14 protein-coding genes are annotated in these 14,878 nt (G+C 60.4%); 13 read left to right on the forward strand and 1 reads right to left on the reverse strand.

Translation table 11 applies throughout. From position 1 onward, the window contains the following. From trbG to EOD15_RS00110, 3 genes are read left to right on the forward strand one after another with little or no spacing between them, the layout of a single operon-like run. Complete coding sequence (gene trbG / locus EOD15_RS00100; protein ID WP_127232321.1) at positions 1-1,026, forward strand: P-type conjugative transfer protein TrbG; 1,026 nt, start codon at positions 1-3, stop codon at positions 1,024-1,026. After that, positions 1,023-2,237, forward strand: coding sequence for a TrbI/VirB10 family protein (locus EOD15_RS00105; protein ID WP_126057785.1), 1,215 nt, complete (start codon positions 1,023-1,025; stop codon positions 2,235-2,237). The genes trbG and EOD15_RS00105 overlap by 4 nt, the downstream gene beginning before the upstream one ends. A 12-nt stretch (positions 2,238-2,249) precedes the next feature. Continuing rightward, on the forward strand, positions 2,250-2,492 hold the full coding sequence (locus tag EOD15_RS00110; RefSeq protein ID WP_126057786.1) for a DUF2274 domain-containing protein: 243 nt from the start codon (positions 2,250-2,252) through the stop codon (positions 2,490-2,492). A 235-nt stretch (positions 2,493-2,727) separates the two neighbouring features. Here EOD15_RS00110 and hemN read toward each other — a convergent pair whose 3' ends face one another. Then, the gene (gene hemN / locus EOD15_RS00115; protein ID WP_126059321.1) at positions 2,728-4,077 is read right to left on the reverse strand and encodes an oxygen-independent coproporphyrinogen III oxidase; all 1,350 of its coding nucleotides are present in this window, start codon (positions 4,075-4,077) and stop codon (positions 2,728-2,730) included. A gap of 152 nt (positions 4,078-4,229) precedes the next feature. On the opposite strand from hemN, the gene EOD15_RS00120 reads away from it, so the two are divergent. The 10 genes from EOD15_RS00120 to EOD15_RS00165 all read left to right on the forward strand — a co-directional run bounded on the left by EOD15_RS00120 (position 4,230) and on the right by EOD15_RS00165 (position 14,817). Then, positions 4,230-4,973 (forward strand): Crp/Fnr family transcriptional regulator, encoded by a 744-nt coding sequence (locus EOD15_RS00120; protein ID WP_126057787.1) that lies wholly within the window; start codon positions 4,230-4,232, stop codon positions 4,971-4,973. A gap of 496 nt (positions 4,974-5,469) precedes the next feature. Further along, the gene (ccoN, locus tag EOD15_RS00125; protein WP_126057788.1) at positions 5,470-7,089 is read left to right on the forward strand and encodes a cytochrome-c oxidase, cbb3-type subunit I; all 1,620 of its coding nucleotides are present in this window, start codon (positions 5,470-5,472) and stop codon (positions 7,087-7,089) included. After that, positions 7,089-7,820, forward strand: coding sequence for a cytochrome-c oxidase, cbb3-type subunit II (gene ccoO, locus EOD15_RS00130; protein ID WP_126057789.1), 732 nt, complete (start codon positions 7,089-7,091; stop codon positions 7,818-7,820). The genes ccoN and ccoO overlap by 1 nt, the downstream gene beginning before the upstream one ends. A gap of 11 nt (positions 7,821-7,831) precedes the next feature. Then, positions 7,832-7,981 carry a cbb3-type cytochrome c oxidase subunit 3 gene (locus EOD15_RS00135; RefSeq protein ID WP_024502864.1) on the forward strand — a complete coding sequence of 50 codons (150 nt, stop codon included), beginning with the start codon at positions 7,832-7,834 and terminating at the stop codon, positions 7,979-7,981. Positions 7,982-7,983: 2 nt separating this feature from the next. After that, complete coding sequence (ccoP, locus tag EOD15_RS00140) at positions 7,984-8,847, forward strand: cytochrome-c oxidase, cbb3-type subunit III (RefSeq protein WP_126057790.1); 864 nt, start codon at positions 7,984-7,986, stop codon at positions 8,845-8,847. Between the two features lie 166 nt (positions 8,848-9,013). After that, positions 9,014-10,573 (forward strand): cytochrome c oxidase accessory protein CcoG, encoded by a 1,560-nt coding sequence (gene ccoG, locus EOD15_RS00145; RefSeq protein WP_127317707.1) that lies wholly within the window; start codon positions 9,014-9,016, stop codon positions 10,571-10,573. Continuing rightward, positions 10,570-11,067, forward strand: coding sequence for a FixH family protein (locus EOD15_RS00150; protein ID WP_126057792.1), 498 nt, complete (start codon positions 10,570-10,572; stop codon positions 11,065-11,067). Before ccoG ends, EOD15_RS00150 begins: the two co-directional genes overlap by 4 nt. Next, on the forward strand, positions 11,064-13,337 hold the full coding sequence (locus EOD15_RS00155; protein WP_126059322.1) for a cation-translocating P-type ATPase: 2,274 nt from the start codon (positions 11,064-11,066) through the stop codon (positions 13,335-13,337). Before EOD15_RS00150 ends, EOD15_RS00155 begins: the two co-directional genes overlap by 4 nt. Before the next feature lie 5 nt (positions 13,338-13,342). Continuing rightward, entirely contained in the window at positions 13,343-13,498 is a 156-nt protein-coding gene (ccoS, locus tag EOD15_RS00160) for a cbb3-type cytochrome oxidase assembly protein CcoS (protein ID WP_081714250.1), read from the forward strand. Between the two features lie 707 nt (positions 13,499-14,205). Next, complete coding sequence (locus EOD15_RS00165; RefSeq protein WP_127317709.1) at positions 14,206-14,817, forward strand: hypothetical protein; 612 nt, start codon at positions 14,206-14,208, stop codon at positions 14,815-14,817. Positions 14,818-14,878 lie beyond the last annotated feature (61 nt).

Genomic DNA, 14,878 nt, shown 5'->3' on the forward strand with positions numbered 1-14,878 from the left:
ATGTCACCGATTCGTGCCGTGCTGATCCTATCGGTGTCGGCAGCGGTCGTTTCCGCTTGTGCATCGAAGAAGGTGCCGCCGCCTGAGATTTCCTATGACGCTGCCGACTTCAAACCGGCCGCGATCGAAAAAGCGCCGGAGAGGCCGATTAGAATTGTCGAGGTGCCAAAACCACTGCCGCTGCCTGGCCAAATGCAGCCCGAGCCCGGCAAGGCCGAGGACAAGCGCCCTCCTGAAGAACGCGTCGCTGATGCCAACAAAGCCGCGACCCAGCAACCCACCAAGTACGGGTATGTTAATGCAGTGCAAGTCTACCCCTTCACCGATGGCGCGCTTTATCAACTCTATGCCGCGCCGGAGCGCGTGACCGACATCGCTCTGCAGCCGGGCGAGAAACTAACCGCCGTGTCGGCTGGCGACACCGTGCGCTGGGTCATTGGCGATACCGCAAGCGGCACCGGTGACAATCAGCGCACCCATGTTCTGGTAAAACCCTTCGCGCCGGGTCTTGCCACCAATGTCGTCATTACGACGGACCGGCGGACCTATCATTTGCAGCTTCAAAGCACCGAGAAGACCGCAATGGCGGCAATCTCCTGGACCTACAGCCAAGACCAGATCATCGCGCTTCGCCAGCGCAATGCTCAAGCCGAGGCAGTTACACCGGTCGCGTCGAACATCGCGCTCGAAAACCTTCGCTTTCGCTACTCAATCAGTGGCGACACACCGCCCTGGAGACCGACGCGAGCCTTCGACGACGGCAGCAAGGTCTATATTGAGTTCCCTCGTCGCATAGATCAGGGCGAGGCGCCACCACTCTTCATCGTCGGCGCAGATGGGAGCAGCGAGCTCGTCAACTATCGCGTGCGCGGCAACTATTACATCGTCGATCGGCTCTTCGCCGCGGCCGAACTTCGCCTCGGCACCAAGCGGCAGCAGGTGATCCGCATCAGCAGGATTGACGGCAGGCAACCGCAACGGCGGATCTCGCTCTTTCGCGGCAGCCGGCGAGGTGAGGGCTCATGATCGAAAATTCCCGCTCTGGCATCCCGCCGAAACTGGATCCCGAGGAACTGCAGCTTCGGGCCTCTCCCCGCCGCGTGGTGCGGTTCAGGCGCGGTGTGATCATCGCTATCGCAGCGCTCGGATCCGGCGCTGTCTTCGGCGTTACCATGATCGCCCTCCAGGGGCCGGCCCTTCGCATCAGGGATCAGGCGGAAGATCTCTACAACACTGAGCGCAAACCAACCGCCGAGGGACTCGATACGCTTCCCCATGACTATTCCGGCATGAAGCCAAAGCCTCCCGTCCTTGGGCTACCTTTGCCGGGCGACCTCGGCCGCCCCATCCTCGAGCGGCAGCGCCAGCTCGGCATCGTGCCGGGCCAAGACATCTCGGCCGAGGAGCAGCGTCTAGCGCAGCAGGCGATCGAAGCGCGTGAATCGCGGGTGCTTTTCCGCGTCGAAAATCGAGCTCAACAGACAGATGTCGGAGAGAGCGTGCAAACTGCTCAGCATCCATTTGAGGCGCTTCCCCAATCCGAAGCAGGACGCGCGTCAGCCTCGGTGGCGGCGGCGGAAGGCGACCAGAACAATCAGCAGCGAAAGCTTGATTTTCTCAGCCAGCGGAGCACTGGCGGGATCTACAATCCGCATGCGCTTCAGACGCCGATCTCGCCATATCAACTGATGGCTGGCAGCGTGATTGCCGCCAGCCTGATCACCGGCATCAATTCCGATTTGCCGGGCCTTGTCGTCGCGCAAGTCACCGAAAATGTGCACGACACGGTCACGGGCAACATATTGCTGATTCCGCAGGGCTCACGTCTTATCGGCGTCTACGACAGCGTCGTCGCGTTCGGGCAAAAGCGAGCGCTGCTGGTCTGGCAGCGCATTCTGCTGCCCGACGGCTCGTCGGCCGAAATCGACAATCTGCCCGCGAGCGACACCGCCGGCTACGCAGGGCTGGAAGACAAAGTCGATTTCCACACTTGGCAGATGATCAAGGGAGTGGCGCTTGCCACATTGCTCGGTGTCGGCACAGAATTCAGCCTCGGCGAAAACGAGAGCGATCTGGTCAAGGCGATCCGGGAATCAGCCCAGCAGAACGCCAGTCGAGCCGGCCAGCGCATCACCGAAAAAAACCTCAATATCCAGCCCACCATCGTCGTCCGCCCAGGTTGGCCACTGCGCGTCATCGTGCACAAGGACATCGTGCTGCGGCCATACGCCAGTTGAGCAGGAGTTATCATGGCTGACCTGAAACTTGGAAAACTTCCGGACCGAACAGCTTCGAAGATCACCATTACCGTCAGCGCGGAGCTGAGCCAAACACTCAAGGAGTATGCTGCACTTTACCGTCAGACCTATGGTCAGTCTGAAACCGTGGCAGAACTCATCCCTTTCATGCTGGCGGCGTTTCTGGAAGGCGACCGAGCCTTTGCCAGGGCCAGAAAAGAACGTCTGCCGACGGAGCTTGCCGGAAAATCGTGACTCCTCCGCTAGGGCAGCTGGAACATTGCCTAGCTGTCGCGACCTACCTGCTCCTCGCGAAGCATAGGATCAAACCCCTTGGAATGTAGGTATGCGCAAGAGAGGATGTGGAAGGAGATACCGCGCAACAGCCTAAGTTTGCATTTTCGATTTGATGCGGTAGTCGCCTATGAGCGGTCAAAACGAACGCAGCTGGTTCGCCGATCGACCAAACGGCGAGCGCACTGTGCTTTGCTCAGACCGCCACCGAGTGCCTCGCCGTTCCCCCTTTGAAATATGTATCGAACTTGGCCGCGATGGTTCGAATGAAGGGGCGACTTTCAGTCCGTACGAGGAAACTGTCACCATCGAATTCAAGCGCTCGGGCAGGATCGTGGAGTGCGATGGACCTCGAGCGATGAAGGAGCTGCTCGCCGGCTTTGCCGAACCGCTCCACCAGATCGACTGCCGAGAAGGCAAAATCACACATCAGCCGCTCGATGATCCAGCCACGGACGCGATCGTCGTCGGAAAGGGCAACGCCGCGGACGGCAGCCAACCCGCCATCCGCAACCATGCGCCCGTACCCGGCAGTCGAAGCCATGTTTTGCACGTAGCCTTGGCGAAAACGACCGATGGACGAAGGGCCAAGTCCGATCAGTGTCGGGCAGCGATCCTCAGTGTAGCCCTGAAAATTGCGATGCAAAACTCCTGCGCGGGCCGCTATGGCCAGCGCATCGTCGGGCTTCGCGAAATGATCGAGTCCTATTGCCTCATATCCCTTGGCGACAATTGCCCGCGCCGCGAGTTGAGATTGGGCGAAACGCTCAGTGGGACTCGGCAGCCATGCCTCGTCGATCATCGTCTGATGCTTCTTGAACCAGGGCACATGTGCGTAGCCGAACAGGGCCATCCGGTCTGGCTCCAAGGTCAGTGCCTGCGCCACCGTGGAACAGATCGTCTCGCGTGTCTGATTCGGGAGCCCGTAGAGCAGGTCCAGATTGACCGATTCGACGCCCCGCGAACGAACCCCGTCGACGACTGCCTTGGTCTGCAAAAAACTCTGCTCACGATTAATTGCTTTTTGCACTTGCGGATCGAAATCCTGCACGCCGAGGCTCGCCCGGGTTACGCCGATTTGAGCAAGTGCATCAAGGCGCGCCTTGTCCATGTCGTTGGTTTCGATTTCGATGCTGACCGTAGCATCCGGGAGAAAGTCGAAGCTGTCCCGCAAGGCCGCTCCAAGAGCAACCATATCATCGGGCCTCAGAATAGTTGGCGAACCGCCACCGAAGTGGATTGCACGGACATGTGCCTTGCCGCTCAGCAGACCGGCAATCGTGACGATTTCGGCATTCAGCGAGCGCAGATAAGCGGCCACCGGCTCATATTGGTGCGTCTGCTTGGTGTGGCAGGCGCAGAACCAGCAGAGCTTGTCGCAGTAAGGAATGTGCAGGTACAGCGAGATTTCGTCGCCGCTTTCCAGCGTCTCCAACCAGCCACGGTAAATGGCAGCATCGATCCCCGAATGGAAATGCGGCGCCGTCGGATAGCTGGTGTAGCGTGGGACGTTCTCGCTGAGTTTGACAGCTATTTCCGATTGCATCTCGCGTTCACCGTGTTGCCCGCCGGAACACTGCACGCATCGCTGAAGCAGACCCTGATCTCGATCAGCCGCGCTCATGGACAAACCGCCGCAGGATTTCTCTACCCTGGATGGGTATCCTGCCGGCAGTTAGGATCGGGTAAGGCGAACGCATGACCTTTCGGCAAGACATTCATAGTTCCGGCATTCCTGTTCTTTGCTTCCCTTGCGAGGCACGGCGTCGCGGTGTCTGCGGTGCGCTCGATCCAGACAATTTGGTTGGGCTCGCCAAGACTTGCTCGCGTCGCCGGATCGAGTCAGGAATGGAGTTGACCGGCGAGGCACAGAACGTCGACAGCTACTCCAACGTGCTTTCAGGCGTTGTAAAGCTATCAAAGAGCCTGTCGGATGGGCGCCAGCAGATCGTCGGTCTCCAGTTTGCACCGGATTTTCTGGGACGTCCTTTCAAGGTGGAAAGCTCGATCAATGCGGAAGCGGCAACAGCAGTCACGCTGTGTTCGTTTCCGCGAGCGGCCGTCGAACGGATGATGAAGGCGTCACGGGAATTCGAGCATCGCCTGCTCAAACAGACGCTGAATGAACTCGATGAGGCGCGCGAGTGGATGGTGACGCTGGGGCGCAAGACAGCTCCGGAAAAGGTGGCGACTTTTCTCCTCATGATGGCCCGGAATATCGATTCCAGTCTCGATGCGGCTTCCGGGTCGGCGTCCTTCGATCTGCCGCTGACGCGTGTCGAAATGTCTGATTTCCTTGGAATCACCAACGAGACCGTGAGCCGCCAACTGACGCGATTGCGGGCTGACGGGGTGATTCGGATTGAGAACGCACGCCATGTGACGGTGGACAGCATAAGCCGTCTGGAGAAGCGCTGTGGCGGCGGACGCGAGCGGCCCTAAGCGGCGAGGCCATGTCGCATGACTCCGGGGCGGGCCGTGTTTGCCTTTTAATGCGATGTTGCCGCGCCTTCGACGAAGCGGCGTCACGGTCGAGACAAACAGCTTTCGGGCTTTGATAGGAACGTGACCAATCGCCAGGTGTGTTTCGGCACATACCGGCGAAGCATGGTCCTTAATCTGCCACGGCTCGGCGGAACGATCGCGTTCGTTTCCAATGGGATCCGAACAACGTTTGGCAGGGCATCGGCAATAGCATCCAACGCGCGCAGGGCCTCAGCTTTCGCCTCAGCGATCGCGTCTGCGCCCGCCCAACCCAGGGAACGCCTTCCATGAGGGGGGTGAGCCCGCGCTGCGTTCCTCGTTCATTCGCCACCTGCTGATTGCGCCGCCGACACAAAATCTTGCGGCCTGACATAGATCAGGGCGAGGGGGCGGCGGCTGCGCGATTAGTGCGCTGCGGATTTGGCATCCACCAGATTCGAGATCGGGATCTGCAATGAAATTCGGCACAGAGATCGTCCTTCTAAGCGTGTTCGCTTTTGCGGCCCTGGTGGCCGCCGGCTTCGGCGTGGATGAACCTTTCCGCCGACACATGTGGGTGTTGTTCTTCGCAGTGGCTGGTTTCACTGCGATCCTGTTGCGCAACACGGAGTTCAAGCCAGCAGCTCCGATTGACCCATCCGCTTACATGGATGGTCCGATCCGCTACGGCGCGATCGCCACCGTGTTCTGGGGTGTCGTCGGCATGCTGGTCGGCGTGGTGATCGCGCTGCAGCTCGCCTACCCCGATCTCAACATCCAGCCCTGGTTCAATTTCGGTCGTTTGCGGCCGTTGCACACATCCGGTGTCGTCTTCGCCTTCGGCGGCAACGCGCTGCTTTGCACGTCTCTGTATGTCGTGCAGCGCACCTGCCGCGCCCGCCTCTTCGGCCGTGATCTGGCCTGGTTCGTCTTCTGGGGCTACCAGCTGTTCATCGTCATGGCCGCGACCGGCTACCTGCTCGGCATCACCGAGGGCCGCGAGTACGCCGAACCCGAATGGTATGTGGATGTCTGGCTGACCATCGTCTGGGTCGCCTACCTCATTCTGTTCCTTGGCACGATCCTGAAGCGCAAGGAACCGCATATCTACGTGGCCAACTGGTTCTACCTGTCGTTCATCGTCACCATCGCGATGCTGCATGTGGTCAACAACCTGTCCATACCAGTCTCGTTCCTGGGCTCCAAGAGCTACTCCGCCTTTTCAGGGGTCCAGGACGCCTTGACGCAATGGTGGTACGGCCACAACGCGGTCGGCTTCTTTCTCACCGCCGGCTTCCTCGGCATGATGTATTATTTCGTGCCCAAGCAGGCGAACCGGCCAGTCTATTCGTACCGGCTGTCGATCGTCCATTTCTGGGCGATCATCTTTCTCTACATCTGGGCCGGGCCGCATCACCTGCACTACACCGCCTTGCCCGATTGGGCGCAGACGCTCGGCATGGTGTTCTCGATCATGCTGTGGATGCCGTCCTGGGGCGGCATGATCAACGGCCTGATGACGCTCTCCGGCGCCTGGGACAAGCTGCGCACCGATCCGATCATACGCATGATGGTGATGGCCGTCGCCTTCTATGGCATGTCGACCTTCGAAGGCCCCATCATGGCGATCCGGGCGGTCAATTCGCTGTCGCATTATACCGACTGGACCATCGGCCACGTCCATTCGGGCGCGCTCGGCTGGGTTGGCATGATCTCGTTCGGCGCAATCTACTACATGGTGCCGAAGCTCTGGAACCGGCAACGGCTCTACTCGTTGCGGCTGGTCACCTGGCATTTCTGGCTGGCGACACTTGGTATCGTTGTCTACGCCGCGGTGATGTGGGTATCCGGCGTCATGCAGGGCCTGATGTGGCGCGAATACGACGAGCAGGGCTTCCTGGTCTACTCCTTCGCCGAGACCGTCGCCGCCATGCACCCCTACTATGTCATGCGCGCCATCGGTGGGGCCATGTACCTCTCCGGCGCGCTGATCATGGCCTGGAACATCACCAGGACCATCCTCGGCCACCAGCGCGAGGAGGAGCCGATGCCGAGCCCCGTCGCCATCCGACCTGCGCGATCAGGAGCCAGGTAATGGGCTTGATGGACAAACACGCAATCATCGAGAAGAACGCCACGCTTCTTCTCGTTGGCTCGCTGCTCGTGGTGACGGTCGGCGGCATCGTCGAGATCGCGCCTCTCTTCTATCTCGACAATACGATCGAGAAGGTGGAAGGCATGCGCCCCTATTCGCCGCTCGAACTTGTCGGGCGCAACATCTATATGCGCGAGGGCTGCTACCTCTGTCATAGCCAGATGATCAGGCCGTTCCGCGACGAAGTTGAGCGCTATGGCCACTACAGCCTAGCTGCCGAGTCCATGTACGATCACCCCTTCCAGTGGGGATCGAAGCGCACCGGGCCGGATCTCGCCAGAGTTGGCGACCGCTACTCGAATGCATGGCATGTCGCGCATCTTACCGACCCGCGCTCGGTGGTGCCGGAATCGATCATGCCGAGCTATGGGTTCCTGAAAGACACGCCGATCGACGTGAAGGATTTCTCAACGCATCTGGTCGCCAACAGGCTTGTAGCCGTCCCTTACACCGATGACATGATCGTCCACGCCAATGCGGATCTGGCGGCGCAGGCCGATCCCAATGCCGACACATCAGGCCTTGAGGCGCGTTACCCAAAAGCCAAGATCGGCGACTTCGACGGCAACCCGCAACAGGTCACCGAAATGGATGCCCTGCTCGCCTACCTGCAGATGCTTGGCACACTGGTCGACTTCAAAAATTACGACGAAGCCGCCGGCTACCGCTGAGGAGAACGCTGATGACCTACAATTTGATGCGGGCGTTTGCCGACAGCTGGGGCCTGGTTGCGATGGCGCTGTTCTTCGTGGGGTGCATCGCCTTTGCCCTACGCCCCGGCAGCCGAAGGCTGGCCGACGAAGCGGCCCGCATTCCGCTCGAGGACGAGTGATCATGAGCGACGAGCATATCGATGAAATCTCTGGCGTCTCGACCACCGGCCACGAATGGGATGGCATCCGGGAGCTGAACAACCCGCTTCCCAGATGGTGGGTTATCACCTTTTACGTCACCATTGTCTGGGCGATAGGCTACACCATCGCCTATCCAGCATGGCCTCTGTTGCACTCGGCGACGAAGGGTGTGCTCGGCTATTCCAGCCGCAACGAGGTCAGGAACGAGCTGACTGCGGCTGAGGCCGCCAAGGGCAAATATATCTCGGCGGTGGAGTCCAAGAGCGTCTCGGAGATCTCCGCGGACGACGGCCTGCGCGAATTCGCAATCGCCGCCGGTGGCGCCGCTTTCAAGGTCAATTGCGTACAATGTCACGGCTCCGGCGCCCAAGGTTCCAAGGGCTTTCCCAATCTCAACGACGACGACTGGCTATGGGGCGGCAAGGCCGAGCAGATCCAGCAGACGATTACGCACGGCATCCGCTTCGCATCCGATCCGGACACGCGCCTGTCGGAAATGCCGGCCTTCGGCGACATCATTACCGCCGACCAGATCGCACAAGTCAGCGCCTACGTGGCCAGCCTTTCCGGCAAGGTCCGCGATGCAAGTCTGATCCAACCCGGCGCCAAGGTCTTTGCCGAGAACTGCGTCGCCTGTCACGGCGACAATGCAAAAGGCAACAGGGAATTCGGCGCCCCCGACCTGACCGATGCGATCTGGCTCTATGGATCCGGTGAGACAGCCATCGCCGCACAGGTCCGTGCGCCAAAACAGGGCGTCATGCCGGCCTGGGTTGGCCGTCTCGGCGAGATCAAGGTCAAGGAACTTGCAGTTTATGTCCATTCGCTTGGCGGCGGAGAATAGGAATGGAAGTCCTATTCTTCGGTCCCCCCTGCCAAGCGGACGAGGCCCGGCGTGAGCCGGGCCTCGACACCATCCCTAATGCGATCTGCACAACCCGGCAAGGCTATCCTACCGCGAGGCTTTACGACAGGTGCCCCTGACATTGGCTGGGAAAGTGGAGTTGCACATGCGTGATAAGACGCAGTTGACACGGCTCGAAACAGAAACTGTCAATTCCGCCAAAACCCGCAAGCCGCTTTATGCCGCGCGTCAAAAGATCTTTCCGAAGCGCGCCTCGGGCAACTTTCGTCGCTTCAAATGGCTGGTGATGACGATCACACTTGGCATCTACTACCTGGCTGCGTGGCTGCCTTGGGCTCGCGGTCCATTTGCCCCGGACCAGGCAGTCCTGCTCGATCTCGCGAACCGGCGCTTCTACTTCTTCTTCATCGAGATATGGCCCCAGGAATTCTTCTATGTGGCCGGCCTCCTGGTCATGGCGGGCGTCGGTCTTTTCCTGATCACCTCGACTGTCGGCCGTGCCTGGTGCGGCTATGCATGCCCTCAGACGGTGTGGGTCGATCTGTTCCTCGTCGTCGAACGTGCGATCGAGGGGGACCGCAACGCCCGCATGAAACTTGACGCAGGTCCCTGGACCGCGCGCAAGCTCATGCTGCGTGTGTCCAAGCACACCATCTGGCTGGTCATAGGGGCGGCGACTGGCGGCGCCTGGATCTTCTACTTTGCCGATGCACCGACGCTGCTCGGCGAGCTCTTCATCGGCACTGCGGCGCCCGTCGCCTACATCACTGTCGCCGTCCTGACGGCTACCACCTACACGTTCGGCGGTCTGATGCGCGAACAGGTCTGCACCTATATGTGCCCGTGGCCCCGCATCCAGGCGGCCATGCTCGATGAAAATTCCCTCACTGTCACCTACAATGACTGGCGCGGCGAACCGCGTTCGCGCCACGCCAAGAAGGTGCTGGCCGCAGGCCAGCCCGTGGGCGACTGCGTCGACTGCAATGCCTGTGTCGCGGTCTGCCCGATGGGGATAGACATTCGCGACGGCCAGCAGCTCGAATGCATCACTTGCGCGCTCTGCATCGACGCCTGTGACGGCGTCATGGACAAGCTCGGCAAGGAGCGTGGGCTGATCGCCTATGCGACGCTCTCCGACTACAACGCCAACATGATGCTGGCGACTGCAGGCGGGTCCAGCTCAGTCAATCCATCGCTGATCAGGACCGCTGATGGCCTGTTCTCCGACAAGGTGGCGCATTTTCACATCCGCAAGATCTTTCGGCCGCGCACCTACGTCTACATGGGCTTGTGGTCGCTGATCGGCCTCGGCCTGCTCTATTCGCTGCTGACGCGCGATCGGCTCGAACTGAACGTATTGCATGATCGCAATCCCCAGTTCGTCACGCTGACCGACGGATCCATCCGCAATGGCTATACCGTCAAGCTGCTCAACATGATCCCCGAGCCGAGGACGATCGTCGTAACCATGCAGGGCCTTGAAGGCGCTGACATGGTCGTCGTCGGCGACGACATCCCCGCAGGCCGTTCCTTCGCCATTCCGGTCGAACCCGACCGCCTGAAAATGCTGAGGGTCTTCGTTCGCCAGCCGGCGGACCAGATCCGCGCTCCGGCACAGACCTTCAAGTTCCGCGTCGAGGACAGAGCCAGCTTTGAGTCGAACGAGTACACCGCCACCTTCAACGCGCCGGAGCCCCTCAGATGACTGCCAATGTACAAAAGCCTCGTGAATTCACCGGCAGGCACATGCTGGTCATCATCCTGGCCTTTTTCGGCGTGGTCATCGCAGTCAATCTGACCATGGCAACGCTCGCCAGCACAAGCTGGACTGGCCTCGTCGTCGAAAACACCTATGTGGCGAGCCAGCAATTCAACAAGAAGGCCGAGGAAGGACGGGCGCAGGCAGCACTTGGCTGGACCGGCAAGCTGACCATCGCATGGGGCGAAGTTCGCTATGGCCTCGCCGACGTCGCCGGCAAGCCGGTTCCCTTGCACGGCGTCAAGGTGCTGTTTCGCCATCCCGCGTACGAGAAGGAGGACAAGTCGGTCACCCTCGCACCCGCCTCGGGCCAGGAATTCGCAGCCCAGCACATGCCGAAGGACGGCGTCTGGATTGTCGAAGTCGACGCCGACGCCGGTCTGGACAAACCGTATCGCGACGTCCGCCGGATCATGATTTCCAATGGAGCGCTGCAATGAGTTGTTGTGCACCGGGCGCCGAAATGGCGCTTGATCTGGTCAACACCGGATCGGTCCTGCCGTCCAGCCAGGAGATCAGGCTGGCGAGCCGATCGCTTGGCGATGATCTTCACCAGACCGATCTTTCAGTACCGACGGTTCATTGCGCAGGCTGCATCCAGACGATCGAGACGGCGCTGGGAAAGCTCGATCGCGTCGAGAGCGCCCGCGTCAACCTGTCGACGAAACGGGTCTCTGTCCGGTGGCGTGGTGACGAGGTCCCACCGTTCGTCGTCGCGCTTGGGCGGCTAGGCTACCAGGCGCATCTCTTCCCTTCCGAGGTCGGCGACAAGGACAGGACGTTATCGGATTTGATCCGCGCGGTCGCGGTTGCCGGCTTTGCGGCGGGCAACATCATGCTGCTTTCGGTCTCGGTCTGGTCCGGCGCCGAAGGTGCTACCCGCGACCTGTTTCACTGGGTCTCGGCGCTGATCGCCATTCCTGCCCTCGCCTTCGCCGGCGGCATCTTCTTCCGTTCGGCCTGGAATGCTTTGCGCCATGGCCGCATGAATATGGACGTGCCGATCGCGGTCGGTGTTTCGCTCGCCTACGCCATGAGCCTCTACGAGACGATCAACCATGGCGATCACGCCTATTTTGACGCGTCGGTATCGCTGCTGTTCTTCCTGTTGATCGGCCGCACGTTGGATCACGTGATGCGCGAACGTGCCCGGACCGCTGTGAAAGGCCTGTCCCAGTTGGCCGCACATGGCGCCATGGTGCTGCGCAGCGACGGCGCGCGCGACTATTTGCCGGTCGGCGAGATCGAACCAGGCATGCGGTTGTTGATCGCAGCCGGTGAGAGGATCCCCGTCGACGGCAAGATCATCCAGGGAACGTCGGATCTCGACTGCTCGCTGGCCTCAGGCGAAAGCACGCCGAAAAACGTGGCGCCGGGCGAAGCAGTTCAGGCCGGCGTGCTCAATCTTACCGGCCCGCTGACGATTGAGGCGACAGCCGCCGCGAAGGATTCGTTTCTGGCGGAAATGGTTCGTCTTATGGAAGCCGCAGAGGGCGGCCGCGCGCATTATCGCCGGATCGCCGATCGCGTTTCAGCGCTCTATGCCCCGGTGGTTCATCTCACAGCCTTCGCGACGTTCCTTGGCTGGATGGCGGTGACCGGCGACTGGCACCGGGCGATAACCATCGCCATTGCCGTTCTGATCATCACCTGCCCGTGCGCGCTCGGCCTCGCCGTACCGATCGTTCAGGTGGTCGCCGCGCGGCGCCTGTTTGAGAACGGCATCATGGTAAAGGACGGTTCTGCCATGGAGCGCCTGGCGACGATTGATACAGCGGTGTTCGACAAGACCGGAACGCTCACGCTCGGCCAGCCCCGGCTGGTCAATGCATCGTCGATCGATCCGGCCATGCTGGCAGTCGCGGGAGACATGGCTACGCATTCCCGCCATCCTTTTTCAAAGGCCATAGCCGGTTTTGCCCATCCCGGCGGGCAGTACAAATTTGATGCCGTCACCGAGCATCCAGGGTTTGGAATCGAAGCCACTGGAGCCGGAAGCACCTGGCGGCTAGGCCGACGCGGATGGGCTGGATGGAGAGCCCGGACCGGTGGTGAAGGCAAACATGGCGGAACCGTGCTGACAAAAGACGGGTTCATTGTCGCGACCTTCGATTTTGAGGACGCGCTGCGCGCAGACGCCAAGGCGGCGATCGGGCAATTGAGCCATGCCGGGGTGTCAGTGGAAATGCTGTCGGGCGATACTGCGGGTGCCTGCGGTGAAGTCGCAGAAATGCTGGGTGTCAAGGACTTCGTTCCGTGCCTGCTGCCATCCGGCAAGGTCGAGCGCATCGAGACCCTGGCGAAAGACGGACACAAGGTTCTGATGGTTGGCGACGGCCTCAACGACACGCCGGCGCTCAGCGCGGCGCATGTCTCGATCGCTCCAGCTACCGCCGCCGACATTGGCCGCAATGCCGCCGACTTCGTATTCCTGCGCGAAAGCCTTCTGGCAGTGCCTCTCGCGCTGGACGTCTCGCGCAAGGCGGGACACCTGATCCGCCAGAACATCGCGATTGCGATCGTCTACAATGCGGTGGCAGTACCAATCGCCATCCTCGGGCACGCCACGCCTTTGTTAGCGGCGATTGCCATGTCTGCCTCATCGGTGCTTGTTATTGGAAACGCATTGCGCTTGCACGGCTTCGGGGCGAATGCGACGCTGCAAGTTATTCAAAAAGTCGGACGCTCCGCAGTCAGCTATTCGGCATAATCCTCGTGACGACGTTGCTCTATCTCATACCAGTGGCCCTTTTTCTGGGTGCACTGGGTGTGTCCGGCTTCGTCTGGGCATTGCGAAGCGGTCAATACGAAGATCTCGACGGAGCCGCCGAGCGGATACTAATTGATCGGGACGACAAACCGGAACGCTGATTTCAATCCGCTGTGCATAAGATGCGCGGATCGCGCTCGTCAGTCGAGCCGGCTCGGTCGGGAACAAGCTGTCCATGCTCCATGCTCCATGACCATCTTGACCTAAGCTGCACACTACATTTGTGAAAAGCCTCTGTCGTGCGAAGGACTGCCTCCCATTGCACCCAGTATGAGGCGGCTGATGCCACGAGAGTACCTCGCGTGGCCGGACGAGAGCTTGGCCATGTGCGCACGGGTTCCAAAGTGGAACGTCACGGTCGATCACCTGACCGTAAACCGCCAGTGCCGATTGGTCATGTCTGGCTGATCCAGATCAGGGTCATACTCATCGGTGTGTTCTATTGACCAGTCTTCGACGGAGAAATGCATGACTTACGGAAAGATTGGTCGTCATTATCAGCACCTTCACGGTTCTGGGTTTTCTGTCGTGTGGTCGGCCATGCCTTGTGCTTACGGCGCAGCCATTAGCTGACCGGCGTCGTGTGTATCTCGCTTGCTGGCTGACCATCCGCGTGGCTGCGCGGACACGGGGGCCGATCAACAGCTTTCGCCTTTGATGGGTTGTGTGCGTCGTTGCCGATCCATCCCGATTCCCGGCCCGCGCCTTGAGGCTATGCGACGGTACCGGAACCCAGCGCACGTCACGCGGTTCCGCGCGCGTGGTGTCCGCTCGTCACGACGATGAACGAACAAGCGGCTGGAGTACCATGAACACCGTACACATCATCGACTGCCACAATGCAAATGACTACTTCGCCGACAGGCAAGAGGGACCGATCGTGCAGCACTTGTTAAAGGCTGTCAACATCCGCGCGGAGCTCCACATGGCGTTGAACCGAACGAAATTTGGTGAGGCTGTAGTACGAGCGATGGAGGCGGAGTGCGACGTGCTTCACATCGCCGGGCACGGCAATGGTGACGGGATCGCTTCGTCCAGTGGGCGAAGTGGCCTTCTTTGGGCTGACTTCGTAGAAATGTTCCAGGGCTCGCATCCAGCGCCGAAGATCCTCGTGATGTCAACGTGCTGCGGAGCATCATCGGGGTTGGGACGTGCGTTTTCGAGATCGATCAACCGTCCGAAGTTGATCATTGGTTCGAGTGACGCGCGCTATTTCGACGACTATGTCGCCGCGTGGGCTTTGCTCTATCGGCGACTAAATTGCAAGGACATCGACATCGAAGCCATGCAGCAGGTTCTTGATGAGATATGCGCGGTCGTGGATAAAAGTTTCCGCTACCTTGGCTGGGATGACGAGAGAGAGCGCTACGTTCGATACCCTCGCAAGAGAGCCCGCTTCGACGTCGTGGAGCGTGAGTAGTATGCGCAAGGGTTCCAGGTGGAATGTGGCGATCGATGCGGCGCGGCCGTGGCTGACCAGC

Source organism: Mesorhizobium sp. M7A.T.Ca.US.000.02.2.1 (assembly GCF_003996995.1).
GTDB lineage: Bacteria > Pseudomonadota > Alphaproteobacteria > Rhizobiales > Rhizobiaceae > Mesorhizobium.

Excerpts from the sequence above, each read along its gene's own strand:
- trbG (WP_127232321.1), top strand. The coding sequence starts at position 1 with ATGTCACCGATTCGTGCCGTGCTGATCCTATCGGTGTCGGCAGCGGTC.
- EOD15_RS00135 (WP_024502864.1), top strand. The coding sequence starts at position 7,832 with ATGACCTACAATTTGATGCGGGCGTTTGCCGACAGCTGGGGCCTGGTT.
- ccoG (WP_127317707.1), top strand. The coding sequence starts at position 9,014 with ATGCGTGATAAGACGCAGTTGACACGGCTCGAAACAGAAACTGTCAAT.
- EOD15_RS00165 (WP_127317709.1), top strand. The coding sequence starts at position 14,206 with ATGAACACCGTACACATCATCGACTGCCACAATGCAAATGACTACTTC.
- hemN (WP_126059321.1), bottom strand. The coding sequence starts at position 4,077 with ATGCAATCGGAAATAGCTGTCAAACTCAGCGAGAACGTCCCACGCTAC.
- ccoN (WP_126057788.1), top strand. The coding sequence starts at position 5,470 with ATGAAATTCGGCACAGAGATCGTCCTTCTAAGCGTGTTCGCTTTTGCG.
- EOD15_RS00120 (WP_126057787.1), top strand. The coding sequence starts at position 4,230 with ATGACCTTTCGGCAAGACATTCATAGTTCCGGCATTCCTGTTCTTTGC.
- EOD15_RS00155 (WP_126059322.1), top strand. The coding sequence starts at position 11,064 with ATGAGTTGTTGTGCACCGGGCGCCGAAATGGCGCTTGATCTGGTCAAC.
- EOD15_RS00105 (WP_126057785.1), top strand. The coding sequence starts at position 1,023 with ATGATCGAAAATTCCCGCTCTGGCATCCCGCCGAAACTGGATCCCGAG.
- EOD15_RS00110 (WP_126057786.1), top strand. The coding sequence starts at position 2,250 with ATGGCTGACCTGAAACTTGGAAAACTTCCGGACCGAACAGCTTCGAAG.
- EOD15_RS00150 (WP_126057792.1), top strand. The coding sequence starts at position 10,570 with ATGACTGCCAATGTACAAAAGCCTCGTGAATTCACCGGCAGGCACATG.
- ccoO (WP_126057789.1), top strand. The coding sequence starts at position 7,089 with ATGGGCTTGATGGACAAACACGCAATCATCGAGAAGAACGCCACGCTT.
- ccoP (WP_126057790.1), top strand. The coding sequence starts at position 7,984 with ATGAGCGACGAGCATATCGATGAAATCTCTGGCGTCTCGACCACCGGC.